This window comes from Sphingomonas phyllosphaerae, assembly GCF_036946485.1.
GTDB classification, from domain to species: domain Bacteria; phylum Pseudomonadota; class Alphaproteobacteria; order Sphingomonadales; family Sphingomonadaceae; genus Sphingomonas; species Sphingomonas phyllosphaerae_E.
Genome location: NZ_JAQIJA010000001.1, coordinates 99,505 through 123,514, shown reverse-complemented (window position 1 = coordinate 123,514; position 24,010 = coordinate 99,505). Strand labels below are relative to the sequence as shown.

Annotated in this window: 21 protein-coding genes; 13 read left to right on the top strand and 8 right to left on the bottom strand. The window is 67.8% G+C overall.

Annotated features, from left to right (window positions below):
• Positions 1 to 107: 107 nt before the first annotated feature.
• The 7 genes from PGN16_RS00555 (at position 108) to ctrA (ending at position 7,348) form a co-directional block, all read left to right on the top strand.
• Positions 108 to 1,430: a pyruvate dehydrogenase complex dihydrolipoamide acetyltransferase gene (locus PGN16_RS00555; RefSeq protein ID WP_335307479.1), complete on the top strand. Its 1,323-nt coding sequence runs from the start codon at positions 108 to 110 to the stop codon at positions 1,428 to 1,430.
• Positions 1,431 to 1,441: 11 nt separating this feature from the next.
• Positions 1,442 to 1,654 (top strand): hypothetical protein, encoded by a 213-nt coding sequence (locus PGN16_RS00550; RefSeq protein WP_335307478.1) that lies wholly within the window; start codon positions 1,442 to 1,444, stop codon positions 1,652 to 1,654.
• A complete protein-coding gene (locus PGN16_RS00545) occupies positions 1,651 to 2,037 on the top strand; it encodes an acyl-CoA thioesterase (RefSeq protein WP_335307477.1) in 387 nt (128 codons plus the stop codon). Before PGN16_RS00550 ends, PGN16_RS00545 begins: the two co-directional genes overlap by 4 nt.
• Before the next feature lie 59 nt (positions 2,038 to 2,096).
• Entirely contained in the window at positions 2,097 to 3,491 is a 1,395-nt protein-coding gene (lpdA, locus tag PGN16_RS00540) for a dihydrolipoyl dehydrogenase (protein ID WP_335307476.1), read from the top strand.
• Between the two features lie 379 nt (positions 3,492 to 3,870).
• Positions 3,871 to 5,355 carry a hypothetical protein gene (locus tag PGN16_RS00535; protein ID WP_335307475.1) on the top strand — a complete coding sequence of 495 codons (1,485 nt, stop codon included), beginning with the start codon at positions 3,871 to 3,873 and terminating at the stop codon, positions 5,353 to 5,355.
• Between the two features lie 79 nt (positions 5,356 to 5,434).
• The gene (locus PGN16_RS00530) at positions 5,435 to 6,553 is read left to right on the top strand and encodes an AI-2E family transporter (RefSeq protein WP_335307474.1); all 1,119 of its coding nucleotides are present in this window, start codon (positions 5,435 to 5,437) and stop codon (positions 6,551 to 6,553) included.
• Between the two features lie 99 nt (positions 6,554 to 6,652).
• Positions 6,653 to 7,348 carry a response regulator transcription factor CtrA gene (gene ctrA, locus PGN16_RS00525; protein WP_335307473.1) on the top strand — a complete coding sequence of 232 codons (696 nt, stop codon included), beginning with the start codon at positions 6,653 to 6,655 and terminating at the stop codon, positions 7,346 to 7,348.
• Between the two features lie 354 nt (positions 7,349 to 7,702).
• Here the strand turns inward: ctrA and PGN16_RS00520 are convergent, their stop codons facing one another.
• Both PGN16_RS00520 and PGN16_RS00515 read right to left on the bottom strand, forming a co-directional pair.
• Positions 7,703 to 8,725: a choice-of-anchor A family protein gene (locus PGN16_RS00520; protein WP_335307472.1), complete on the bottom strand. Its 1,023-nt coding sequence runs from the start codon at positions 8,723 to 8,725 to the stop codon at positions 7,703 to 7,705.
• Between the two features lie 496 nt (positions 8,726 to 9,221).
• A complete protein-coding gene (locus PGN16_RS00515) occupies positions 9,222 to 9,980 on the bottom strand; it encodes a competence/damage-inducible protein A (RefSeq protein WP_335307471.1) in 759 nt (252 codons plus the stop codon).
• 50 nt (positions 9,981 to 10,030) lie between these two features.
• On the opposite strand from PGN16_RS00515, the gene map reads away from it, so the two are divergent.
• A complete protein-coding gene (map, locus tag PGN16_RS00510) occupies positions 10,031 to 10,855 on the top strand; it encodes a type I methionyl aminopeptidase (RefSeq protein WP_335307470.1) in 825 nt (274 codons plus the stop codon).
• Positions 10,856 to 10,978: 123 nt separating this feature from the next.
• On the opposite strand, the gene PGN16_RS00505 is transcribed toward map, so the two are convergent.
• Complete coding sequence (locus PGN16_RS00505; RefSeq protein ID WP_335307469.1) at positions 10,979 to 12,082, bottom strand: CAP domain-containing protein; 1,104 nt, start codon at positions 12,080 to 12,082, stop codon at positions 10,979 to 10,981.
• A 202-nt stretch (positions 12,083 to 12,284) separates the two neighbouring features.
• Here PGN16_RS00505 and PGN16_RS00500 point away from each other — a divergent pair, with 202 nt between their 5' ends.
• The 3 genes from PGN16_RS00500 (at position 12,285) to PGN16_RS00490 (ending at position 15,168) form a co-directional block, all read left to right on the top strand.
• Positions 12,285 to 12,623, top strand: a complete 339-nt coding sequence (locus PGN16_RS00500) for a P-II family nitrogen regulator (RefSeq protein ID WP_028056880.1) — start codon at positions 12,285 to 12,287, stop codon at positions 12,621 to 12,623.
• Between the two features lie 96 nt (positions 12,624 to 12,719).
• Entirely contained in the window at positions 12,720 to 14,132 is a 1,413-nt protein-coding gene (gene glnA / locus PGN16_RS00495) for a type I glutamate--ammonia ligase (protein ID WP_335307468.1), read from the top strand.
• Between the two features lie 442 nt (positions 14,133 to 14,574).
• Positions 14,575 to 15,168 (top strand): alpha/beta hydrolase, encoded by a 594-nt coding sequence (locus tag PGN16_RS00490; protein WP_335307467.1) that lies wholly within the window; start codon positions 14,575 to 14,577, stop codon positions 15,166 to 15,168.
• A gap of 244 nt (positions 15,169 to 15,412) precedes the next feature.
• Here PGN16_RS00490 and PGN16_RS00485 read toward each other — a convergent pair whose 3' ends face one another.
• From PGN16_RS00485 to PGN16_RS00465, 5 genes are all read right to left on the bottom strand, one after another.
• A complete protein-coding gene (locus tag PGN16_RS00485) occupies positions 15,413 to 16,423 on the bottom strand; it encodes a sugar kinase (RefSeq protein WP_335307466.1) in 1,011 nt (336 codons plus the stop codon).
• Entirely contained in the window at positions 16,423 to 17,796 is a 1,374-nt protein-coding gene (locus tag PGN16_RS00480) for a mannitol dehydrogenase family protein (protein WP_335307465.1), read from the bottom strand. The genes PGN16_RS00485 and PGN16_RS00480 overlap by 1 nt, the downstream gene beginning before the upstream one ends.
• Positions 17,793 to 19,205 (bottom strand): glucuronate isomerase, encoded by a 1,413-nt coding sequence (gene uxaC, locus PGN16_RS00475; protein WP_335307464.1) that lies wholly within the window; start codon positions 19,203 to 19,205, stop codon positions 17,793 to 17,795. Before uxaC ends, PGN16_RS00480 begins: the two co-directional genes overlap by 4 nt.
• A gap of 2 nt (positions 19,206 to 19,207) precedes the next feature.
• On the bottom strand, positions 19,208 to 20,386 hold the full coding sequence (gene uxuA, locus PGN16_RS00470) for a mannonate dehydratase (protein WP_335307463.1): 1,179 nt from the start codon (positions 20,384 to 20,386) through the stop codon (positions 19,208 to 19,210).
• A 66-nt stretch (positions 20,387 to 20,452) separates the two neighbouring features.
• The gene (locus PGN16_RS00465; protein ID WP_335307462.1) at positions 20,453 to 21,349 is read right to left on the bottom strand and encodes an aldo/keto reductase; all 897 of its coding nucleotides are present in this window, start codon (positions 21,347 to 21,349) and stop codon (positions 20,453 to 20,455) included.
• A 71-nt stretch (positions 21,350 to 21,420) separates the two neighbouring features.
• Between PGN16_RS00465 and PGN16_RS00460 the strand changes: the two genes are divergently transcribed.
• Positions 21,421 to 22,773, top strand: a complete 1,353-nt coding sequence (locus tag PGN16_RS00460) for an FAD/NAD(P)-binding protein (protein WP_335307461.1) — start codon at positions 21,421 to 21,423, stop codon at positions 22,771 to 22,773.
• 95 nt (positions 22,774 to 22,868) lie between these two features.
• The gene (locus PGN16_RS00455) at positions 22,869 to 23,990 is read left to right on the top strand and encodes a glycoside hydrolase family 43 protein (RefSeq protein WP_335307460.1); all 1,122 of its coding nucleotides are present in this window, start codon (positions 22,869 to 22,871) and stop codon (positions 23,988 to 23,990) included.
• The last annotated feature ends 20 nt before the right edge of the window (positions 23,991 to 24,010 follow it).

Here is a 24,010-nt window from a genome sequence, read left to right as displayed (position 1 = left end):
CTCGCGCCCGCTCACGCCAAGCACATGGGACAAGGCGGCGGGCTTGACCATACGGCGCGCGTCCGCAAGAGACGGGCGCCTGTCCCACGAGCCTCTCGAGGATCACGATGCCGATCGAAATCAAGATGCCTGCCCTGTCGCCGACGATGGAGGAGGGCACGCTGGCCAAATGGCTCGTGAAGGAAGGCGATACCGTCAAGGCCGGCGACATCATGGCCGAGATCGAAACCGACAAGGCGACGATGGAGTTCGAGGCCGTCGACGAGGGCGTCATCTCCAAGATCGCGGTCGCCGAAGGATCGGACGGCGTGAAGGTCGGCACCGTCATCGCGCTGCTGCTCGCCGATGGCGAGGAAGAGGGTGAGAGCACCCCCGCCCCCGCCGCCAAGGAAAGCGAGCCCAAGCCGTCGCCCGCCGACCCGAACAAGACCGGCACCGAGGCGCAGCCGGCCAAGGAAGACGTCCGCGACCACGGCAAGCCCGCCGATCCGAAGCCGGCCCCCGCCGCGCGTCAGGACGGCGACCGCGTCAAGGCGAGCCCGCTCGCGCGTCGCCTCGCCGCCGACAAGGGCGTCGACCTGTCGGGCGTGAAGGGCAGCGGCCCGAACGGCCGGATCGTCAAGGCCGATGTCGACAGCGCGCAGCCGGGCAAGGCATCCGCACCGACCGCCGCCGCGAGCAGCGCGGCCCCTGCCGCATCGCCCGCCCCCGCGCCGACCCCGGCGCAGGTGCCCGATATCCCGCACGAGCTGACCAAGCTCACCAACATGCGCAAGACGATCGCGCGTCGCCTGACCGAATCGAAGCAGCAGGTTCCGCACATCTACCTCACGGTCGACGTGCAGCTCGACAAGCTGCTCAAGCTGCGCGGCGACCTCAACGCCGGGCTCGAATCGCGCGGCGTGAAGCTGTCGGTCAATGACCTGCTCATCAAGGCGCTCGCGGTGGCGCTGATCCAGGTGCCGAAGTGCAACGTGATGTTCACGCCCGACCAGCTCGTCAGCTTCCAGCGCGCCGACATCTCGGTCGCGGTGTCGACGCCCGAGGGGCTCATCACCCCGGTCATCACCGAGGCCGATACCGCCTCGCTGTCGAGCATCTCGACGCGCATGAAGGACCTCGCCGCGCGCGCGCGCGACAAGAAGCTGAAGCCGGAGGAATTTACCGGCGGCACCGCGTCGATCAGCAACATGGGCATGTTCGGGATCAAGCAGTTCGAGGCGGTCATCAACCCGCCGCAGGGCATGATCCTCGCGGTCGGCGCGGGCGAGAAGCGCCCGTGGGTGCTGGGTGACGGCTCGCTCGGCGTCGCGTCGATCATGTCGGCGACCGGCAGCTTCGATCACCGCGCGATCGACGGCGCGGACGGCGCGCAGCTGATGCAGGCGTTCCGCGAGCTGGTCGAGAACCCGCTGGCGATGCTCGCCTGAGGCACGGCTGCGTGGCGCAGATGGAGCTGGGCGCGGACAAGCGCGAGATCGCGTGGAGCGCGCTGTCGCTTGGGCTGACCGCCTTGGTCTTCAAGGGCGCGGCGTGGAGCTATCCGCAGGGTGCCGAGACGATCTGGCTGGTCGGCGCGGCGACATTGGTCGCGGTCGGCCTGCTCGGCGCGCGCGACATCTGGCGCGTGCGCCGCGAAGGAGCCGCCGCATGAGCGCGATCGAACCGCAACAGGCGCCGACGATCCGCGTCTCGGCGATGCCCGCCGACGCCAATGCCTATGGCGACATCTTCGGCGGCTGGCTGATGAGCCTGATGGATTCGGCCGCCGGGCTGACCGCGGCGCGCCGCGCGCGCGGGCGCGCGGTGACGATCGCGATGGACGGGATGCAATTCCACGCCCCCGTCCATGTCGGCGACGAAGTGTCGGTCTATGCGCGGATCGAGCGCGTCGGGCGCACCTCGATCGCGATCCAGGTCGAAAGCTGGGCGCGCGACCGCCACGGCGAGGAATCGCGGAAGGTCACGGAAGCACGCTTCACCTTCGTCGCGATCGACGAGGACCGCCGCCCGCGCGAAGTGCCGCCGGCGGCGTGAGATTTTTCGGGCCGCTGCGCCCGTGGTGACAACAGGGGCTGCGGCCCGGGAGTGGTTACATGGCTGACACCTACGACCTTATCGTTCTCGGCTCCGGCCCCGGCGGCTATGTCGCCGCGATCCGTGGCGCACAGCTCGGCCTGAAGGTCGCGATCGTCGAGCGCGAGCGGCTCGGCGGCATCTGCCTCAACTGGGGCTGCATCCCGACCAAGGCGCTGCTGCGCACCTCGGAAATCTATCACTACATGACCCATGCGGGCGATTACGGGCTCAAGGCCGAGAACATCGGCTTCGATCTCGCCAAGATCGTCGACCGCAGCCGCAAGGTCTCGGGCCAGCTCAATGCCGGCGTCAAGGGCCTGATGAAGAAGAACAAGATCACCGTGGTCGAGGGCTTCGGCACGATCACGGCCAAGGGCAAGCTCAGCGTCAAGCAGGGCAACGGCACCGTCGATCTCGAAGCGAAGCACATCCTCGTCGCGACCGGCGCGCGCGCCCGCGACCTGCCGTTCGCCAAGGCCGACGGCAAGCGCATCTGGACCTATCGCCACGCGATGGTCCCCGAGGTGATGCCGACCAAGCTGCTGGTGATCGGCTCGGGCGCGATTGGCGTCGAGTTCGCGAGCTTCTACAACGACATGGGCGCGGACGTGACGATCGTCGAGATGCTGCCGCGCATCCTGCCGGTCGAGGACGAGGAAGTCAGCGCGTTCATGGAAAAGCGGCTGACCAAGGACGGGATCAAGATCGTCACCGGCGCTGCGCTCGAGAAGATCGACAGCGGCGCGGACGGCGTCAAGGCAACGATCAAGGGCAAGGACGGCAAGTCCACGACCGAGGATTACAGCCACGTCATCGTCGCGATCGGCATCGTCCCGAACACCGAGGAGATCGGGCTCGAGAAGCTCGGCGTCACCACCGAGCGCGGCCATATCAAGGTCGACGGCTTCGGGCGCACCAACGTCGAGGGCATCTACGCGATCGGCGACGTCACCGGCGCGCCGTGGCTGGCGCACAAGGCGAGCCACGAGGGCATCGTCTGCGTCGAGAAGCTGGCCGGCGGCAACCCGCATCCGTTCGAGACGTGGAACATCCCCGGCTGCACCTACAGCCGCCCGCAGGTGGCGAGCGTCGGGCTGACCGAGGCGAAGGCCAAGGAAGCCAGCCGCGACATCAAGGTCGGCAAATTCCCGTTCATCGGCAACGGCAAGGCGATCGCGCTCGGCGAGGCGGACGGCTTCATCAAGACCGTCTTCGACGCCAAGACCGGCGAGCTGCTGGGCGCGCACATGGTGGGTGCGGAAGTCACCGAGCTGATCCAGGGCTATGTCGTTGCGCGCCAGCTGGAAACGACCGAGCACGAGCTGATGGAAACGGTGTTCGCGCACCCGACGCTCAGCGAGATGATGCACGAGAGCGTGCTCGGCGCCTACGGCCGCGCGATCCACTTCTAGAGCACAGGTGCCGACCGGATCGGCGCGGTCGTCGATCCTGACCCATCCCTTCGTCGCCCCGGATGTGATCCGGGGCCCCGCTCTCTTGGCAACAGAAGGAAGAAGCGGGATCCCGGATCGAGGCTCTCCTGAGCCTGTCGAAGGAGCCGGGATGACGGGTTGGCGCAGATGATAGCCGGCGGCGGCTCGGCGGACGAACAGGTCGATGCGAGTCCGCATCCTGACCCCGACCGCCGACACGCGGGTCGGATCGCATCGGATTGCGACGAAACGCCGGACGCGCACCGACGCGAAGACAGAACGATCCGCCACCATCGCGAGCGCATGAGACGATCCCTCGCATACAAGGCCAGTGCCGACGGGCGGCGCTGCGCTCGCCATGACCGACCGGCGTGACTATCCCGGCACGATGATGCCCGAGCGACCGCGCCGACTCATCGATCCGGGCCGCCCGCACCTCATTGCCGGCGCGTTCCTCTTCGCGGCATCGCTCGCGCTGTTCTGGCCGGGCTATGCCGAATATGACACGCTGCGCCAGTATGAGCAGGTCGTCGCGAACCAGGTCGACGACTGGCATCCCCCGATCATGGCACGGCTCTGGCAAGTGCTGCTGCCACTGGGGCATGGCACCGCGCCGCTGCTGGTCCTGCAACTCGCCGGCTATTGGCTCGGCCTCGCGCTGATCGCCGACGCCCTCGCCGCCGCGGGGCGTGCCCGCGCCGGCTGGGCGACCCTGATGGTTGGGCTGCTCCCTCCTCTGCTTGGCTGGCAAGTGGTGGTGCTCAAGGACGCGCAATTGGTGGGTGCGACGCTCGCCGCGACCGGGTTGATCGCGCGCTATCGCCTCCACGGTCGTCCTGTACCGCTCGGCGTGATCGCGATCGCCGGGTTGCTGTTCGGCTACGCGCTGCTGGTCCGCGCCAATGCGGTGTTCGCGCTCGCGCCGCTGATCGTCGCCCTAAGCCCGTTGCGGCGCGCCGGTGCGCGACTCGGCGCCACGCTCGCGATCGTCGCGGCGGTGCTCGCCTCGTCCGGCCCGATCAACCGCCGGGTGCTCGGCGCGCAGCCGAGCGACGTCGCGACCACCCAAGCGCGCTACGATCTCGCCGGGATCGCCGTCCGCACCGACGCGTCGGTGGCAGGGCTTGCGCCCGGCACAGGTGCGGCGTTGCGCGCTGGGCATTGCGTCACGCCCTATTTCTGGGACCCGCTCGAAGACACGCCGGCCTGTGCCGCTGCGCTCGCGCCACTCGCCACATCGTCGACCGGCACGCTCTATCGCCGGCTCGCGGTCGAGGCATTCCGCCACCCGCCTGCCTATGTCACGCACCGCGCGGCGCATCTGAACATGACATGGCGCTGGCTCGTTCCGGCGCGCCTGCCCGGCGCCGAGCCGCCGACGATCAGCGAACCCAATGCGGAAGGCATCGCCACCCCCGGTCGCGTGGCAGCGGCATGGCAAATGCTGGCCGGGCGCGTCACCCGCGGACCGTTGGGCTGGCCATTCGTCTGGATCGTCGCCGCGCTGCTGCTGCTACCGGCAGCGCGCCGCGCGCAGGGCGGCGCGGCTCGCCGGCTGGCGCTGGGTCTGCTCGCCTCCGCGCTGGCGCTGGAAGCGAGTTTCGCGGCGGTCTCGATCGCGGCCGACCTGCGCTATCATCTGTGGCCGATACTCGCGACCGCGCTGGCGGCAGTGCTGCTGATCGAACGGGCGCCGTCACGACGCGCGATGTGCGTCGTCGCGGGCGCCGTCCTGTTCCTCGGCGCGCCGGCACTGCTGGCGCGCATGACCTTCGCCGATCCGCCGCAGGAATATGACGACCTGCTGCGCTGGACACCGCCCGTGACGCTGTTGCCACGCTGAGCAGAAATCGTGCGGCGGCGGCGCGCCTTTTTGGACGCGGATGCGTTGTGCCGCTCGTGAAACGTTCCGCCCCTCCTGCATGAACCGCCTCGCGCCCGACGAAGCCGACGCGCGTTTCATCCGTCGCGTGCTGTGGATCGTCGTGATCGTGGCGCTGGTCGCTGCGCTGTATCTCGCGCGGCACCTGTTGATTCTCGCTTTCGGATCGGTGCTGATCGCGATCGTCATTCACGCGATCGCCGAATTATATGCGACGCGCGCCCATCTCGGCACCAAACGGGCGATGACGGCGGCGATTCTGACGCTGCTGGGCTTCCTCGCGTTGCTGTTCTGGCTGTTCGGGGTCGAGTTTCGTGCGCAGGTGAACACATTGGTGGTCGCCTTGCCGGGGCTGCTGGACCAGTTTCAGGCCTATATGTCGCAGAGCCCGGTCGGCGCGAAGGTCGTGGATGCGGTGCGCGCCGCCTTCGCGGGCAGCCGGGTGGCGCAGGATATCGGCGAGATCGTCCGCGGTGCCGGACAATTGCTGCTCAACACCGTGCTGGTGCTGTTCGGCGCGATCTTCTTCGCCGTCGATCCGAAGATCTACGAGCGCGGCATTCTGCTGCTGGTGCCGCCGTCGCGGCGCGCGGCGCTGGAAGATGCCTTGGGCGATGTCGGCTCCACGCTGCTGCTGTGGCTGCGCGCGCAATTGATCCAGATGACCGCGATGGGAACGATGGTCGGGCTGGGGCTGTGGGCGGCCGGGGTGCCCTCCCCGGCGATGCTCGGGCTGCTGACCGGGCTCAGCGAGTTCATTCCTTATGTCGGGCCGGTCGCGGCGATGCTGCCGGCGCTCGGGCTCGCCGCGACGGCCGGCACCGATCAGTTGCTGTGGGCGCTGGGCGTGTTCGCGGCGGTGAGAATCATCCAGACCAATTTCGTCACGCCGTTCGTCACCAGCCGAGTCGTCGCGATCCCGCCGGCGCTGAGCCTGTTCGCGATCATCGGCACCGGCGCGGTCTTCGGATTGTTCGGGCTGTTTTTTTCGGGCGGTATTCTGGTCGTCAGCTTCACGCTGGTGCGCAGCCTTTATCTGCGCGAGATGCTCGGCGAGGACATTCCACGCTCGCGCGAACGCACGCTTTTCACCGCAATGGGTACGCCGCGTGAAGCGAACGTCGACAAGCAAAGTGAAAAAAGGGAACACTCAATTTAAGTGGCAGTTAACCTTTATGCTTCAGAGGCAGTTTGGTAAACGAACCAGACAGGCGTGGCCGGCAACGGCATTTCGCCACCGACAACCGGGGAATTGCCGATGCGCGTGCTGCTGATCGAGGACGAGCCGACCACCGCCAAGGCCATCGAGCTGATGCTGTCGACGGAGGGCTTCAACGTCTACAATACTGATCTGGGTGAAGAAGGCCTCGATCTGGGCAAGCTCTACGATTACGACATCATCCTGCTCGACCTGAACTTGCCGGACATGCACGGTTACGACGTGCTCAAGAAGCTCCGCGTCGCGCGCGTGCAGACCCCGGTGCTGATCCTCAGCGGCATCAACGAAATGGATTCGAAGGTGCGCAGCTTCGGCTTCGGCGCCGACGACTACGTCACCAAGCCGTTCCACCGCGAGGAACTGATCGCGCGCATCCACGCCGTCGTCCGCCGCTCGAAGGGCCATTCGCAGTCGGTCATCAAGACCGGCAAGCTGTCGGTGAACCTCGATGCGAAGACCGTCGAGGTCGATGGCGCGCGCGTCCACCTGACCGGCAAGGAATATGCGATGCTGGAGCTGCTGTCGCTCCGCAAGGGCACGACCTTGACCAAGGAAATGTTCCTCAACCACCTATATGGCGGGATGGACGAGCCCGAGCTGAAGATCATCGACGTCTTCATCTGCAAGCTGCGCAAGAAGCTCAGCCTGGCGTGCGAGGGCGAGAATTACATCGAGACCGTCTGGGGCCGCGGCTATGTGCTGCGTGAGCCGGAAGAGATCGTTCAGGTCGCTTGATCCTAGGAGCGTTGCTCCGCTTACATGAAGCGTCATTGCGAGCGTAGCGAGGCAATCCAGTGCCGGATCAGGACGCCCTGGATTGCTTCGCTACGCTCGCAATGACGTAAATTCGGTGGAATCGATCAGCATCCAGCATTCCAGCCGCCTTCTTCCGTCATCCCGGATCCTTCGACAGGCTCAGGAGAGCCTTGATCCGGAATCCCGCTCTAGCGGCACGCAACGAGAAGAAGCGGGGCCCCGGATCAAGTCCGGGGCGACGATCGGGGGAAACGATAAACTACGGCCAAGACCAGCCGAAAAGGCCGACTCTCGATCGGGTCTAGCCAAGCGACAACGGGGCCACAGCCCTCTTCAAGCCGCCACGGGAACCCCCACCTTACGCCGCCGCAGCGTCGCGCCGAGCACGCCGAAACCGGCGAGCATCATCATCCACGTGCCCGGCTCCGGCACCGCCGCGGTCGGACGGAAGTTCCCCGCGTACGTGTCGAGATGCACCTCGCCCTTCTGCACCATGCTGTTGAAGACGGCGGTACCCTGAATATAGTTACTGTTGGTCCCCGCCGCGAGCGGCGCGAGCACCGAGCCGCGCCATTGCGTCGAGATATCGACCTGGGTCGCGCCGGCGAAGTTCCAGATCACGTTGCGGCCGAGTTGATCGACACTGCCGGTGAAATTGTCGTCCAGCTTGATCGTCGCGCCGCTGACGTTGACGATCACCGTGTCCGCGCCGTTGCGGTTGAACTCGATCTCACCGAACTTCGCCAGATCGCTGCTGGTCAGCGAGAAGACCGCCACCCCGTTGCTGCCCGCCACCGCGTTGAAGGTGGCGCGATTGCTCGCGATCAGGGCGGTGCTGTTCGCGGCGAGCGCCGACAGGCCGTTGGAGAGATCGACCATCGAGCGGGTGAGCGCATCGCGCTGGTCGATCAACGCCTGCGTGAAGCCGGCGGTCGCGGCCTGCCCCGACTTGACGGTGTTCTGATTGACGTTGGTGTTGGCGATCGTGCCGCCGACCAGCACCGTCTGCGGATTGCCGTTGAGCGAGAAGCCGCTGGTCACGTCGCCGCCGACGGTCGCGCCGCCGGTGAGGTTCTTCGTCCCGCCGGTCACGTCGCCGACCACGGTCAGCGCGGGCGTGTTCGCGGTCGAGGCCGCGGGGGTGCGGATCTGATAGTTCGACGAGGTGCCGCTCAGATTGCCACCGACGAACGTCCGCCCCTCGACCTCGGACGAGGACTTCAGGTCGCCGAGCACGACGAGATTCCATTCGTGCAGCGCATCGATGCCCTGGATGACGGTCGCGGCAGACGCCGGCGTCGCCGCCACCATCGCCAAAGCCGCCGTCAATCCTGCTCTATATGCTGCGCGCGCCATCGTACACGGTCCCGGAAAGTCTGCGGTTTCCGTGACTTGTGGCGGGGCGTCGCGCAACGTCGTTTACCGTGTCGCCGATCCCTGTTCGGGACGGGCGGTGCCCTCCCCCTCCCCGTGTCGTCGCCCCGGACTTGATCCGGGGCCCCGCTTCTTCTTGCCCGACGAGAGAAGAAGCGGGATCCCGGATCAAGTCCGGGATGACGGACTTGGGTCAGGCGCAGCGTGCAATGATCGACCCTAGGGCGGATCGACATTCATGATGGTGTCCTCTTGCCCTCGCCCCTGGACAGGGGAGAGGGATAGCGGAGCTTGCCAGCTTGCTGGCTAGCGCAGCTTAGGTGAGGGGTTGAGCGAGCCAAAGGCTCGCGCGCTCGCTTGCGCGAGCGCCACCCCTCACCCAGCTCCGACTAAGACTTTGCTGCGCAAAGCCTAAGTCTGCGCAACCCTCTCCCCTTTGCAAGGGGCGAGGGCAGGCAACCATGAATGTCGATCACCCCTAAATACCCCCGGCGATCACCGCGCGTCCCTCCGCCTCCAGCGCGGTGGTCAGATCGGCGATGCACGCGTCGACCAGCGCCGGATCGGGCGAGCGCACGACGAAATTGGCGCCGGTGCGCCCGTCGCGGAAGAACGGATAGCTACCGATCGCCACGCCCTCATGCGCCTTTTCGGTGGCGCGCAGCAGCTCGGCGACCTCGCGCTCGGCGACCCAGCAGCCGATCGTCGCACTCACCACCGGGCGGCCGCCTTCGAGCGTGCCGGTCAGCCAGTCGAGCATCCCGGCGGTGATGTGCGGCACCCCGGCCATGATGAAGATGTTGTCGACGCGGATGCCCGGCGCGCCCGAGACGCGATTCTCGATCAGCGACGCGCCCGCCGGCACGCGTGCCATCCGCCGCCGTGCGTCGGTCAACCCGCCGCGAGTCGCGTAATGCCGCTCCAGCACCGCGATCGCATCGGGGTGTTCGACCACCGGTACGCTCAGCGCAGCGGCGATCGCATCGACGGTGATGTCGTCATGCGTCGGCCCGATCCCGCCGGTCGTGAACAGATAATCGTTGCGCGCGCGCAGCGTGTTGACCGCCTCGATGATCGCGTCCTCGCGATCAGGAACGACGCGCACCTCGACCAGCCGGATGCCCTGCACGTTGAGCCAGGTCGCGAGCTGCGCGATATTCTTGTCCTGCGTGCGGCCGGACAGGATCTCGTCACCGATCACCACCAGCGCGGCGGTCCAGATGCGTTCAGTGGTCATGCCCCTTCCCTAGCTCGCAATCGCGCCCCCGCCACGCTATATCCGCGCGCATGACCGATTATGTGACCGTCACCAGCGATGCGCCGCTCGCGCGCACCGGCGCGATCAAGCTGCACGGGCCGGATGCCTTTGCGGGGATGCACAAGGCCGGGCGACTCGCCGCCGAAACGCTCGACATGCTCGTGCCCCACATGGTGCCGGGCGTGACCACCGCCGAGCTCGACAAGCTGATCTACGACTTCGTGAAGGCCGGCGGCGGCGTGCCCGCGACGCTCGGCTATCGCGGCTATACGCATTCGAGCTGCATCTCGATCAACCATGTCGTCTGTCACGGCATTCCGTCGGACAAGGCGCTGAAGTCGGGCGACATCGTCAATGTCGACGTCACCCCGATCGTCGACGGCTGGCACGGCGACACCAGCCGCATGTACCTGATCGGCGACGTGCCGCTGAAGGCGAAGCGGCTCGTCGAAGTGACCTATGAATGCCTGATGCTCGGGATCGAGCAGGCGCGCCCCGGCAACACGATGGGCGATGTCGCGCACGCGATCCAGCGCCACGCCGAGGGGCATCGCTTCGGCGTCGTCCGCGATTTCTGCGGGCATGGCGTCGGGCGGCTGTTCCATGACGCGCCGGAGGTGGTCCACGTCGGCCGCCCCGGCACCGGGCCGGAGCTGCGCCCGGGGATGATCTTCACGATCGAGCCGATGATCAACATCGGCCGCCCCGACGTAAAGCTGCTCGACGACGGCTGGACCGCGGTGACGCGCGACCGCTCGCTGTCGGCGCAGTTCGAACATTCGATCGGGATCACCGAGGATGGTTGCGAGATCTTCACCGGCTCGCCCGCTGGGCTCGACAAGCCGCCGTATTGAGGGAGAGCGGCCACTTCTTTCGTCGCCCCGGACTTGATCCGGGGCCCCGCTTCTTCGCGACAGAAGCAAGAAGCGGGATCCCGGATCAAGTCCGGGATGACGATCCGGCCTTGAGGCCGTCGGTCAGGACACGATCCTGAACGTGTAGCTATAGTCCGTCGACGTCCCGCGCACGCCGACCCCTGCGATCTTCACCGAATAGCTCACCCCGGCCTTCAACCCCGTCACCTGGAATTGCAGGTTGTTGGGCACCGCATAGCCGACATTGTCGAAACTGATGTTCGACACCGCCAGCGCGGTCGAGCCATCGCTGACCGTGATCGTCGCCTTCGAGAAGTCGACCGTCGCATTCGCGCCCCCGCGTTGCGTCGTGTCGGCGATCACCGTGAACGACAGCAGCGACGACGTGTCGAAATAGCGCGCGGGATAGTCGCCGTAAGGATAGGCGACGAACGGCGGCAGATTGCCGGGCACGCTCACCCCGCCGGTGAACGATACGACCTTCATCGCCGCGGCGTCGGTGCGGCTGCCATCCGCCAGCACCTGCGCGACGCGGCCATAGGCGATCTTGCCGAGGAACGGATCGAGCATCCAGCGGCGGTGCCCGACATTGTTGGCGACCAGGTTCGACGTCTCGGTCAGCCACCCGCCCAGGTACATATCCTCGGTATAATAAGCGAGATAGGGCGAGATCAGCCCGCCATACAGATTGCTGGTCCCCGCCCCGGTCGCGCCGAGCGTGGTGTAGCATTTCCACGACGCGGCGGGCGTGTGGCTCAATTGTCCGTTCGCGGCCATCATCAAGGCCGCCTGGGTCGCCTGCTCGTCGTCCGGGCTCGAATAGCTCACCGCCGGCAGGCGATGCAGCGCGCGGATCGCGTTCAGCCGCGCCAGCACGTCGTCGCGGACGCTTTGCGCCAGCGTGCCCGGCTTGCAATTGGCGACGTCCGGCTGCGCGGTGAACAGCGCCGCGGCATTGGCTGCCCAGCTGCCGCTCGGCGCGGCGGCAGGGGGCGGCGGCGTGGGACTAGGTGTCGGCGAAGGGCTGGGCGTCGGGACGGGCGTGGGGCTCGGCGTCGGCGATGGCGCGGGGGCCGGCGCGACCTGCACGCCGCCGCTGGCCGGGGCGGCCGTACCCCCGCCGTCACTCCCCCCGCCGCCACAACCTGCCAGCAGCAGCGACAAGGCCGAGACGGCACCGAACCGATATCCGCGTGAGATTCGCATCGGCATCGCATAGGCGCGCGCCGGTTAAGAAATGGCACCTGCCCGCCAAAGTGGCAGACGATGCGCTGTTGCCCGATTTTCAGGCAGCAAAAAGCCCGGATTTCCGCGAGTCGTCGCCTTGCCCTTCGCGCCCGCGGCTGGCACGATCGGTGCAACGATGCTGCTGGGGCATCCAAGTTTTCCGGGGTGGGGCGTTCGTCGCGTGAAGAAGATCGAAGCGATCATCAAGCCGTTCAAGCTGGACGAAGTGAAGGAGGCGCTGCACGAGATCGGCGTGTCCGGCATCACCGTCACCGAGGCGAAGGGCTTCGGGCGGCAGAAGGGCCATACCGAGCTGTACCGCGGCGCCGAATATGTCGTCGACTTCCTGCCCAAGGTGAAGCTGGAGGTGGTCGTCGAGGACGGACTGACCGAACGCGTGGTCGAGGCGATCGCCGCTGCCGCGCAGACCGGGCGGATCGGCGACGGCAAGATCTTCGTGATCCCGGTCGAAACCGCGCTGCGCATCCGCACCGGCGAGCGCGACAACGAAGCGATCTGATCCCATTCCTTCGCTCCGCTGTCACCGGAGCGTGCCACTTACCGCGCCACTTCGACCATCGGTCGGGGCGACGCTTATGCGAGAGAGAGCAACATCATGGCGAACACGGCCGCAGACGTTCTGAAGAAGATCAAGGACGAGGAGATCGAGTGGATCGACCTGCGCTTCACCGATCCCAAGGGCAAGTGGCAGCACCTGACCATGGTCGCCTCGGTGATGGGCGAGGACGAATGGACCGACGGCCTGATGTTCGACGGCAGCTCGATCGAGGGCTGGAAAGCGATCAACGAGTCGGACATGATCCTGAAGCCGGATCTCGACGCCGTCTACACCGATCCGTTCTCGGCCACCCCGATGCTGATCGTGTTCTGCGACATCGTCGAGCCGTCGACCGGCGAGGGCTATAGCCGCGACCCGCGCACCACCGCGAAGCGCGCCGAGGCCTATGTCGCCACCACCGGGATCGGCGACACCGTCTATGTCGGGCCGGAAGCCGAATTCTTCATGTTCGACGACGTCCGTTTCGACACGTCGTACAACCAGTCGTACTTCAAGATCGACGACATCGAGCTGCCGACCAACACCGGCCGCGAATATGAGGGCGGCAACCTCGCGCACCGTCCGCGCGCCAAGGGCGGCTACTTCCCGGTCGCCCCGGTCGACTCGGCGGTCGACATCCGCGGCGAGATGGTTTCGACGATGCTCGAGATGGGCCTGCCGTGCGACAAGCACCACCACGAGGTCGCCGCCGCGCAGCACGAGCTGGGGCTGACCTTCGGGACGCTGACCACCACCGCCGACCGGATGCAGATCTACAAATATGTCGTGCACCAGGTCGCGCACGCCTATGGCAAGTCGGCGACGTTCATGCCGAAGCCGATCAAGGAAGATAACGGCTCGGGAATGCACACGCACTTCTCGATCTGGAACGGCAAGGAGCCTTTGTTCGCGGGCAACGGCTATGCCGGGCTGAGCGACACCTGCCTGTATTTCATCGGCGGGATCATCAAGCACGCCAAGGCGATCAACGCCTTCACCAACCCGACCACCAACAGCTACAAGCGGCTGGTGCCGGGTTACGAAGCGCCGGTACTGCTCGCCTATTCGGCGCGCAACCGCTCGGCCTCGTGCCGTATCCCGTACGGCACCGGGCCGAAGAGCAAGCGCGTCGAGGTCCGCTTCCCGGACGCGATGGCCAATCCGTATCTCGCTTATGCGGCGCTGCTGATGGCGGGTCTGGACGGCATCCAGAACAAGATCCATCCGGGCGAGGCGATGGACAAGAACCTGTACGACCTGCCGCCGGCCGAGCTGGCGGAAGTGCCGACGGTCTGCGCGTCGCTGCGTGAAGCGCTCGAGTCGCTGCTGGCCGACCATGACTTCCTGCTGAAGGGCGACGTGTTCACCAAGGACCAGATCGAGGCCTATGTCGAACTGAAGTGGGCGGACGTGGCGCGCTGGGAAATGACCCCGAGCCCGGTCGAGTTCGATATGTACTATAGCGCGTAAGGCTGCCGTGCCAGCAGCCGGTGCGGCTCCGCCGCACACGCGCTGTCGGCCGGCCTCGCCGCAGGCGAGGACCGACGAAGCCTGTCCTGAGCGCCTGCCTTGGCAGGCAGTCGAAGGGCGGCTCCGCCGCGTCGCTGCCGCGACCAAGAAAAGGGCGCCTTCCCAAGCGGAAGGCGCCCTTTTTTCCATACCGTCATCCCGGACTTGATCCGGGATCCCGCTTCTTCTTTGTCGGCCAAGGAGAAGCGGGGCCCCGGATCAAGTCCGGGGCGACGGGCTATAGGTGTTGGCTCCAGTCGCATGGCCAGCCCCCCTCACCTCACCCCGACAAACCCCAGCCTCACCGCGCAAAAGGCCAATTAGACTCCCCAACCCGCCGAACTCGCGTACCATCGCGGCCCTCAGCCACGACAACGGTCCGCGCCACCCGGGAGCCACAGCCATGTTCGCCATCGCCGCCAACGACCGCTTTGCCCCTTTCTCGATCGTCGCGATCTCGGACGCGCGGCAGCGCGAGCCGACGTGGCGGACGATGTTCGGCTGGCCCGCCAACGATCCGCGCACGATCCCGATCGCCGCCCGCTCGCGCGCCGAGCGCAAGATCTGGGCGGCGCGCGTCGATCAGGCGGTGTGCGCGGCGGATCGCCCGGTGCTGCTGGTCGCCGACGGGATCGGCTGCGCGGCGAGCGCGTGGTGGGGCCGACTGTCGCCGAGCGATTATGTGTCGAAAATCGCCGGCGCGTTGCTGTTCGCGCCGCGCGGGGCGGAGGTGACGCGCGACGGCGACACCGACCTGTTTGCCTCCCCGACCGCGCCGCTGCCCTTCCCGTCGATCGTGATCTCACCGCAGGGTGATGCGGGCGAGATTGAATCGGCGGTCGAAAGCTGGGGCAGCCGGCTGATCGCCAGCCACCGCAACCGCCACGTCACCCGCGAGACGAACGCGTGGCGGCAGGCGCAACGGCTGTTCCTGCGCGTGACGCATCAGGTCGCCGCGCACGAGGTCGGCCGCGCCGAGGCGTTGATCGGGCGGTAGGTTCGTCGCCTGTTGGGAGGGGCGTAGCTTTGGACGCCGCATCGTCACACGCCGTCGCCCCTGCGCAGGCAGGGGCCCATGTCTGTCTCGTCCTGATCGGGCATCTGACACAGTTAGCGCCGCCCATATGTCGGCCGCCGCGCACGACGACACAGCGATAGGCCCCTGCCTGCGCAGGGGCGACGGTGTGTGGGGCGGTGTCGCGTCAGCCTCTATAGCGTCACCCCGGATCACGCCGCCAACCCTACCGCCGCACGTCCAGCCCGCCGGCGAGAAACGCCTCCACATCCCCCTGCCGGAACAACGCCGCATCCCCGGGCAACGAATGCTTGAGCGCCGCCAGCGCCAGCCCGGTCTCCGCCGCCGCCGCAATCCCCTGTCCGTTCAGCAACGCGTGCAGCACCCCGGCCGCGAACGCATCGCCGCCGCCGATCCGGTCGACGATCCCCGCCAGCACCGTTTCTGGCGTCTGCGCATGGTCGTCGCGCGTGTCGATCCGCGCCGACAGCCGGTTGAGATCGACATGCTCGACATGCCGCGCGGTCGAGGCGATCGTCATCAGCTTCGGGAAGCGCGCGAATGCCGCCTCCGCCGCCGCGCGCCGCCGATCCTCGCCCTCGCCGCCGAAATCGTCGCGCCCCAGCAGCAGCGCGATGTCGCGGTGGTTGCCGAACATCAGATCGGCATGTTCGACGATCCGCGTCAGGATCGCGCGCGGATCGCTGTCCCAGCGCGCCCACAATTTGCCGCGCCAATTGCCGTCGAACGACACCGCGACCCCGCGCGCCGTCGCCGCCTCGGCCGCTCGACACGCGCTTTCGGCGGGCACCGGACCCAGCGCCGGGGTGATCCCCGACAGATGCAGCCGCGTCACCCCGTCGAGAATCGCGTCCCAGTCCCACGCATCCGCCGGCGCCTCGGCGAACGATGATCCGGCGCGGTCGTAGATCACCTCGGTGGCGCGCATCCCCGCGCCCGAGGTCACGAAATACAGCCCCATCCGCTCGCCGCCGGTCTGCAGGTGCCGCACGTCCACGCCATGGCCGCGCAAGGTCGTGATCGCGCTCTGCCCCAGATCGTTGTCGGGCACACGGCTGGCGATCCCGACGTCATGGCCCAGCTTGGCGAGTTGCGTGACGACGTTCGCCTCCGCGCCCGCCACCCATACGTCGAAGCGCGGCGTCTGCATCAGCAGTTCGCGCCCCGGCGGCGACAGGCGAAGCATGATCTCGCCGAACGCCAGGAACTTGCCCATCAACCCCGCTCCACCAGATTCGCCAGCGTCGCCCGCGCGGCCTCATCAGCCTGCCAGCGCGCGGCAAACTTGCCCTCGGTGCCGAACAGTGCATCGACCATCCCGCGCGCATCGTTCGCGCGCCACAGTGCGGCCAGCTCGTCCGCCATCGGATCGTTGATCGGCCCGGCCTGCCCGCGCAGATGCCGCAGCCACGCCGCCAGCGCGGTGAGCGTCGCCGACGTTTCGACCCCGCGCGCACGATTGACCGTCAGCGCCTCCAGCCAGCGCGGCCCGACCTTCTGCGACCCGTCGGTGGCGATCTGCGCCAGCCGGTGTTCGAGCGACGGATTGGCGAAGCGCGCCAGCAGTGCATCGGCATAAGCGCGCAAATCCTGCCCCGGCGCGGCGTCGAGGCTGGCGGCGGCCTCGTCGCGCATCAACCGCTCGACCACCGGGCGCACCGCCGGGTCGGCGATCGCCTGATGCACATAGTCGTGCCCCGCGCCGAGCCCGAGATAGGCGAGCGCCGAATGCGCGCCGTTGAGCATCCGCAGCTTGGCGGCCTCATAGGGGCGCACGTCGGCGACGAACTGCGCACCGCCGACGTCCCAGCGCGGGCGATCGGTGGCGAAGCGATCCTCGATCACCCATTGCCGGAACGGCTCGGTCACCACCGCGCCCTCGTCGCGCTGACCGAGCCGCGCCGCGATGCCATCGAGATCGGCGGCGGTCGTCGCGGGGACGATCCGGTCGACCATCGTGGACGGGCACGCCCACTCCCGCTCGAACCAGTCGCGTGCCGCGCCGTCGAGCAGCGCCGCCACGCCATCGCGCAGCACATGGCCGTTGTCGGTCATGTTGTCGCAGCTGACGAGCGTCATTGGCCCGGCACCCGCGGCGTGCCGATCGCGCACCGCCTGCGACAGATAATGGTAGATCGTGCCGCCCGCCGCCTCGACCGAGCCGGTGTCGATCCCGCCGCCGGGCAGCCGGTGATAGCCCTTCTCGGTGACGGTCAGCGTCACGATGCGCGTCGCGGACGCGGCCAGCGCCGCCGCCACCGCGTCGGGCGAGTCGGGCGCGACCAGCACCTCTCGCACCGCCCCGATCAGCCGCAGCCGCTCGCCCTCCGCATCGCGGGTCGCGACCGTATAGAGCCCGTCCTGCGGCGCGAGCTGATCGTAGACCCCGCGCGAGCGCAGCGACACGCCGGTGATCGCCCAGTCGCGGTCGCCCGCCGCCATCGCATCGTCGGTATAGACCGCCTGATGCGCGCGGTGAAACGCGCCGATGCCGAGATGCACGATCCCGCGCGCCTGTTCGGTGCACGCATAGCCGGGCTGCGCGACATCGCCCGGCAGCAATGCGCGGGTCGCGTCGGAGAGCCTCACAGCTTGTACGCCTTGCGCACCAGCCCGTCGGTCAGCTCATGCGCCAGTTCGACCGCTTCCCAATCCTCGATGCGATGCTCGGCGACCAGCCGCGCGAGGAACGCGCAATCGACGCGGCGCGCGACATCGTGCCGCGCCGGGATCGACAGGAACGCGCGGGTATCGTCGTTGAAGCCGACCGTGTTGTAGAAGCCGGCGGTTTCGGTGGTCAGCTCGCGATAGCGACGCATTCCCTCGGGCGAATCGTGGAACCACCACGCCGGCCCCAGCTTGAGGCACGGATAATGGCCCGCCATCGGCGCCAGCTCGCGCGCATAGACGCTCTCGTCGAGCGTGAAGAGGATGATCGTCAGATCGCGCTCGTTGCCGACCACGTCGAGCATCGGTTGCAGCGCGCGGGTATATTCGGTGCGCACCGGAATGTCGGCGCCCTTGTCGCGGCCGTGGCTGGCGAACAGCCCGGCATTGTGGTTGCGATACGAGCCGGGGTGGATTTGCATCACCATCCCGTCCTCGACGCTCATCTTCGCCATTTCGGTGAGCATCTGCGCGCGGAACAGCTCGGCATCGGCGGCGTCCCACGTTCCGCCGACGATCCTCGCGAACAGCGCCTCGCAGTCGGCGGTCGACAGGTTGGCGGTCTGCGCGGTGGCATGGCCGTGGTCGGTGGCGGTCGCCCCGGCGGCGCGGAAGTCGGCGCGGCGCTTGCGGTGCGCGGCCAGATAGCCCGACCAGCGATGGACGTCCTCGCCGGTCAGCGCCGCGAATTTCTCCATCGCGCCCGCGAACTGCTCGTGCTCGACGTCGATCACGCCGTCGGGGCGATAGGTGGTGACGACCCGGCCGTTCCAGCCCGAGGCGCGGATCGCGTGATGCGCGTCGAGGCTGTCGTGCGCGCCCTCGGTGGTGGCGAGGAAGTCGATGCGGAAGCGGTCGAACAGCGCGCGCGGACGGAAATCGTCGCCCGCCAGCCGCTCGTTGATCGTGTCGAAATACAGGTCGGCGGTATCGGCATCCAGCCGCACGTCGAACCCGAACACCTCGGCAAAGACATGGTCGAGCCACAGCCGCGACGGCGTGCCGCGGAACAGGTCGTAGTGCGACGCGAACAGCTTCCACGCCGCGCGCGGGTCGGTGGCGGGCACGCCGCCGCGATGCGGGATGCGCAGATCGTCGAGCGCGACGCCCTGCGAATAGAGCATCCGGAACACATAATGGTCGGGGGCGAGCAGCAGCGTGGTCGCATTTTCCCAATTGGCGTCGGTCGCGAACCACGTCGGGTCGGTATGGCCGTGCGGGCTGACGATCGGCAGCGCGCCGATCTCGGCATAGAGCGTCCGCGCGATGTCACGGGTCGTCGGATCGGCGGGGAACAGCCGGTCGGGGTGGAGTTCGAGCGGTCGGGTCATCGTCAGTTCGCTCCCATGAAGGCGAGGCCGCGCTCCAAACCGCGCAGCTCCGCCAGCCCGCGCATCCGCCCGAGCAGCGAATAGCCGGGGTTGGTCACCTTGCTCAGATCGTCGATCATCTGATGGCCGTGGTCGGGGCGCATCACGATCGAGCGTCCCTCGCGGCGTTGCAGCGCCACCACCTCGGCCATCACCGCGGTCAGGTCGCCGCTGCCTTCCAGATGCGCGGCCTCGTGGAAGGCGCCGTCGGGCTCGCGCTGGACGCTGCGCAGGTGGAGGAAGCCGATCCGCGTCCCCAGCCGTCGGACCATGCCGGGAAGATCGTTGTCGGCGCGCACCCCGAACGATCCGGTGCAGAAACACAGGCCGTTGGCGGCGCTCGGCACCGCCGCGAACAGCGCGGTCACGTCCGCCTCGGTGCTGACGACGCGCGGCAGGCCGAAGATCGCGAACGGCGGATCGTCGGGGTGGACGACCATGCGGATGCCCAGTTCCTCGGCGACCGGGCAGATCGCCGCCATGAAGGCGTGGTGGTTGGCGCGCAGCTCGTCCGCGCCCGTCTGCGCATAGCCATGAATCGCGTCGAGGAATTGCGCGGAGGTGAAGCTCTCCTCGCTGCCCGGCAGCCCGGCGATGATCGTCCGCTCCAGCCGCAGCTTCGCCTCGTCGTCCATCGCGGCGAAGCGCCGCGCGGCGCGCTCGATCGTGTCGGGCGCATAGTCCGCCTCCGCGCCCGGGCGCTTTAGCAGGTGCAGGTCATAGACCGCGACCGCATCCAGCTCGAAGCGCAACGCGCGCGCGCCATCGGGCAGCTCCCACGCGAGATCCGTGCGCGTCCAGTCGAGCAGCGGCATGAAGTTGTAGGTGACGGTGGTGATGCCCTCCGCCGCCAGGTTCCGCAGCGTGGTGATATAATGGTTGATCAGCCGATCGCGCTCAGGCCCGGCGGTCTTGATCGCCTCATGCACCGGCACGCTTTCGACCGTCGTCCAGCGGAGTCCGGCGGCCTCGATCATCGCGCGATGCGCGGCGATTTCCTCGCGTGGCCAGACGACGCCGTTGGGGATGTGGTGAAGCGCGGTGACGACGTCGGTCGCGCCGGCCTGACGGATATGCGCCAGCGGCACCGGATCGCGCGGCCCGAACCAGCGCATCGCCTGCGTCATCAACACGTCCGCCATCCTCTCCGATCCTGTCGCCTGCGGCTTTTCGCCGCTCCTGTTAGCGATACCACGCCGCGAAGCAAGCTAGGGCAGCCTGCTTCCCATCCCCGCTTCGAGCACCGCATACCATTGCGACCGCGTCCATTCGACCCGGAAGACGTCGGCGGCCGCCGCGATCCGCCGCGCGTTCTGCGACCCGACGATCGGGATGATCCGCGCCGGATGCGCCATGACCCAGGCCAGCGCGGCGGTGGCGGCATCGACGCCGAACGCCGCGCCCTGTTGGCCGAGCAACGCCCCGGACGGATGCGCGCCGTCGGTCAGCCGGCCACCGCCGAGCGGCGACCATGCGAGCACCGCAAGGTCACGCGTCATCGCATGGTCGAGCGTCCCGTCGAACAGCGGCGCGACGTGCAGCGCGGAAAATTCCGGCTGGGTGGCGACGATCGGCTGGCCGAGAAACGCCTGCAACGCGTCGAATTCGGCGGGCGAATGGTTCGAGACGCCGATCGCGCGCACCTTGCCGCTGGTCACCATCGCGTCCAGCGCAGCGGCCACTTCCTGCGGATGGGTCAACAGGTCGCGGCGGTGGATCTGGTACAGGTCGACCACCTCCACCCCCATTCGCCGCAGCGAATCGTCGAGCGCATCGGCGAGATAGTCGCGGCTGGAATTGTACGGGATGCCGGGCCTGATCCCGCCCTTGGTCGCGATCACCATCCGGTCGCGCAGGCCGCGATCCTCGGCCAGCGCGCGCCCGAACAGCGCCTCCGCCGATCCGAAGCCGGCGGGCACGTCGCAACCATAGATGTCGGCGGTGTCGAACAGCGTGATCCCCGCCGCCAGCGCCGCATCGATCAGCGCGCGCACCGCGGCGATGTCATCACCCGCCAGCCGCCACATGCCCCAGGCGATCGGCGAAACCATGATCCCGCTCTTGCCCAGGGCACGCGGTTCATTCGATAGGCGCAATGTCGTCATATGGGGCGGCATGGCACAGGGGCGATCGGGATGATAGCGTCGAACCGTTTCTCGTTCGGTGCAGGCCGGCAATGATCCGCCATGTCGCGATCGTCGGCGGCGGCTTTTCGGGCGCGCTGCTCGCCATCAACCTGCTGCGCCATGACGGGCCGCGCGCCACGCTGATCGAGCGTCGTCCCGCGCAGCTGGGGCGCGGCGTCGCCTATAGCGCCGCGCACGAGGAGCATCTGCTCAACGTCCGCGCCGGCAATATGAGCGCGCTGCCCGACGATCCCGATCATTTCGTCCGCTGGCTGACGCACAACGACCTGGGCGATCGCACCACCTTCGTGCCGCGTCGCGTCTATGGCCGCTATCTGCGCGAGATGCTGGAACAGGCGGTCGCCGCGCATCCGCAGCGCCTCACGCTGATCGAGGACGAGGTGCGCGCGATTGTCCGCGATGGCGAAGGCTATGGCGCGACGCTGGCCGGCGGCGGCACGCTGCGCGCCGATGCCGCCGTGCTCGCGCTCGGCAACCTGCCGCCGCACACGCCGCCGGGGCTCGCGCCCGACGCTTTGCCGCCGGGCTGCTATCGCGGCGATCCATGGGCGGGCGACATCGCGGAGGGGCTGCGCGAAGACGATATTGTCGTGCTGCTCGGCTCCGGGCTGACCGCGGTCGATGCCGCGCTGCTGCTCGATTCGAGCGGGTTTTGCGGGCGGATCGTCGCACTGTCGCGGCGCGGGCTCGCGCCGCGCCGCCATGCCGATCTGCCGCCGCAACCCGGCCTTGCCGAGCGCCCCGCCGCGACGCTGTCGGCGCTGCTCCGCCACGTCCGCATTCGCAGCGCGGCGATCGGCTGGCGCGCGGCGGTCGACGAGCTGCGTCCGGTCACGCAGATGATGTGGGGCGCCGCCGATGCCGCGACCCGCGCGCGCTTCCTTCGCCACCTGCGGCCGTGGTGGGATGTGCACCGCCACCGCCTCGCCCCGGCGGTCGCCGACCGCATCGACGCGTTGCTCGCCGCCGGGCGGCTGGAGGTGACGGCGGGCAAGCTGATCGCCGCCACCGCCGATGGCGCGCACGCGCTCCTCGACTGGCGTCCGCGGGGCGGTGGAGCGGTCCGCCGCCTGCGGGCCGCGCGCGTGGTCAATTGCACCGGGCCGCAGGGCGACCTGCTCCGCTCCGCCGAGCCCCTGCTCCACGATCTGCTGGCGCGAGGCATGATTCGCCCCGATCCGCTGCGCATCGGGCTGGAGGTCGATGCCCAATCGCGCGTCGTGGAAGCGGACGGCACCGTCGCCGAACAATTCTACGCGATCGGGCCGATGACGCGGGGCGGCTTGTGGGAAGTCGTCGCCGTTCCCGACATCCGGCAACAGAATTGGACGCTCGCCCGGCGGCTCGCAAATGCCCAATGGGTCGGGGGTGAAGGGCTCTGACGCGAAAACGGTTGCGTGGTGGAGATGGTAGCGCTAACTCCTAATGAAAGCACAGGCGTAGACCTGTGACATGGACCTGAGAGGAGCCCGAGACGATGCGTCGCCCGACCCGTGCCTATCTGTTGCCGCTGCTCGCCGCGCTGCCGCTCGCCGCCTGTGGTGACCGGACGACGACCGCCGACAATGCGACCACCGCCAATGGCGCCGCCACCGACGCACCGCGCGCCAAGGACGGCCGCCGCTATCTGTCGCAGCCTTTGATCACCGATTTCTACACCGCCGATCCCTCGGCTCACGTCTTCGACGGCAAGCTCTACGTCTATCCCAGCCACGACATCGACGGCTCGGCGAAAGAAGACGATCTCGGCGGCCATTTTGAGATGCGCGACTACCGCGTGCTCAGCATGGACGAACCCGGCGGCAAGGTGACCGCGCACCCGGTCGCGCTCGACGTCAAGGACGTGCCCTGGGCCGAAAAGCAGATGTGGGCGCCCGACGCCGCCTATAAGAACGACACCTACTTCCTCTACTTCCCCGCCAAGGACCGGCAGGGCGCGTTCCGGATCGGCGTCGCCACCTCGAAATCGCCGGTCGGCCCGTTCAAGGCCGATCCGCAGCCGATCGCGGGCAGCTTCTCGATCGATCCGGCGGTGTTCACCGACGACGATGGCAAGAGCTATATGTATTTCGGCGGAATCTGGGGTGGGCAGCTCCAGCGCAACACCACCGGCACATACGATCCGAACGGCTCGAAGACCGATCTCGGCGCCGACGACAAGCCCGCGCTGACCCCGAAGGTGGCGCCGATGGCCGCCGACATGAAGACGTTCGCCGGCAAGCCGCGCGACGTCGTGATCCTCGACGAAAAGGGCAAGCCGCTGCTCGGCGGCGACCACGACCGCCGCTTCTTCGAGGCTTCGTGGATGCATAAGTACAAGGGCAAATATTACTTCAGCTATTCGACCGGCGACACGCATTACCTCGTCTATGCGATCGGCGACTCGCCTTATGGCCCGTTCACCTACAAGGGCCGCATCCTCCAGCCGGTCGAGGGCTGGACGACGCACCATTCGATCGTCGAGTGGAAGGGCAAATGGTGGCTGTTCTACGCCGACACGCAGCTGTCGGGACAGACGCGGCTGCGCAACGTCAAAATGACCGAGTTGAAGTACAATCCCGACGGCACGATCCAGACGATCGATCCCTTCGTGAAGTGATGCCTGTGCCCCGGCGAAGG

Coding starts and splice junctions, on each gene's coding strand:
- PGN16_RS00555 (WP_335307479.1), top strand. CDS start 108: ATGCCGATCGAAATCAAGATGCCTGCCCTGTCGCCGACGATGGAGGAG.
- PGN16_RS00545 (WP_335307477.1), top strand. CDS start 1,651: ATGAGCGCGATCGAACCGCAACAGGCGCCGACGATCCGCGTCTCGGCG.
- lpdA (WP_335307476.1), top strand. CDS start 2,097: ATGGCTGACACCTACGACCTTATCGTTCTCGGCTCCGGCCCCGGCGGC.
- PGN16_RS00535 (WP_335307475.1), top strand. CDS start 3,871: ATGACCGACCGGCGTGACTATCCCGGCACGATGATGCCCGAGCGACCG.
- PGN16_RS00530 (WP_335307474.1), top strand. CDS start 5,435: ATGAACCGCCTCGCGCCCGACGAAGCCGACGCGCGTTTCATCCGTCGC.
- ctrA (WP_335307473.1), top strand. CDS start 6,653: ATGCGCGTGCTGCTGATCGAGGACGAGCCGACCACCGCCAAGGCCATC.
- PGN16_RS00520 (WP_335307472.1), bottom strand. CDS start 8,725: ATGGCGCGCGCAGCATATAGAGCAGGATTGACGGCGGCTTTGGCGATG.
- PGN16_RS00515 (WP_335307471.1), bottom strand. CDS start 9,980: ATGACCACTGAACGCATCTGGACCGCCGCGCTGGTGGTGATCGGTGAC.
- map (WP_335307470.1), top strand. CDS start 10,031: ATGACCGATTATGTGACCGTCACCAGCGATGCGCCGCTCGCGCGCACC.
- PGN16_RS00505 (WP_335307469.1), bottom strand. CDS start 12,082: ATGCGAATCTCACGCGGATATCGGTTCGGTGCCGTCTCGGCCTTGTCG.
- glnA (WP_335307468.1), top strand. CDS start 12,720: ATGGCGAACACGGCCGCAGACGTTCTGAAGAAGATCAAGGACGAGGAG.
- PGN16_RS00490 (WP_335307467.1), top strand. CDS start 14,575: ATGTTCGCCATCGCCGCCAACGACCGCTTTGCCCCTTTCTCGATCGTC.
- PGN16_RS00485 (WP_335307466.1), bottom strand. CDS start 16,423: ATGGGCAAGTTCCTGGCGTTCGGCGAGATCATGCTTCGCCTGTCGCCG.
- uxaC (WP_335307464.1), bottom strand. CDS start 19,205: ATGACCCGACCGCTCGAACTCCACCCCGACCGGCTGTTCCCCGCCGAT.
- uxuA (WP_335307463.1), bottom strand. CDS start 20,386: ATGGCGGACGTGTTGATGACGCAGGCGATGCGCTGGTTCGGGCCGCGC.
- PGN16_RS00465 (WP_335307462.1), bottom strand. CDS start 21,349: ATGACGACATTGCGCCTATCGAATGAACCGCGTGCCCTGGGCAAGAGC.
- PGN16_RS00460 (WP_335307461.1), top strand. CDS start 21,421: ATGATCCGCCATGTCGCGATCGTCGGCGGCGGCTTTTCGGGCGCGCTG.
- PGN16_RS00455 (WP_335307460.1), top strand. CDS start 22,869: ATGCGTCGCCCGACCCGTGCCTATCTGTTGCCGCTGCTCGCCGCGCTG.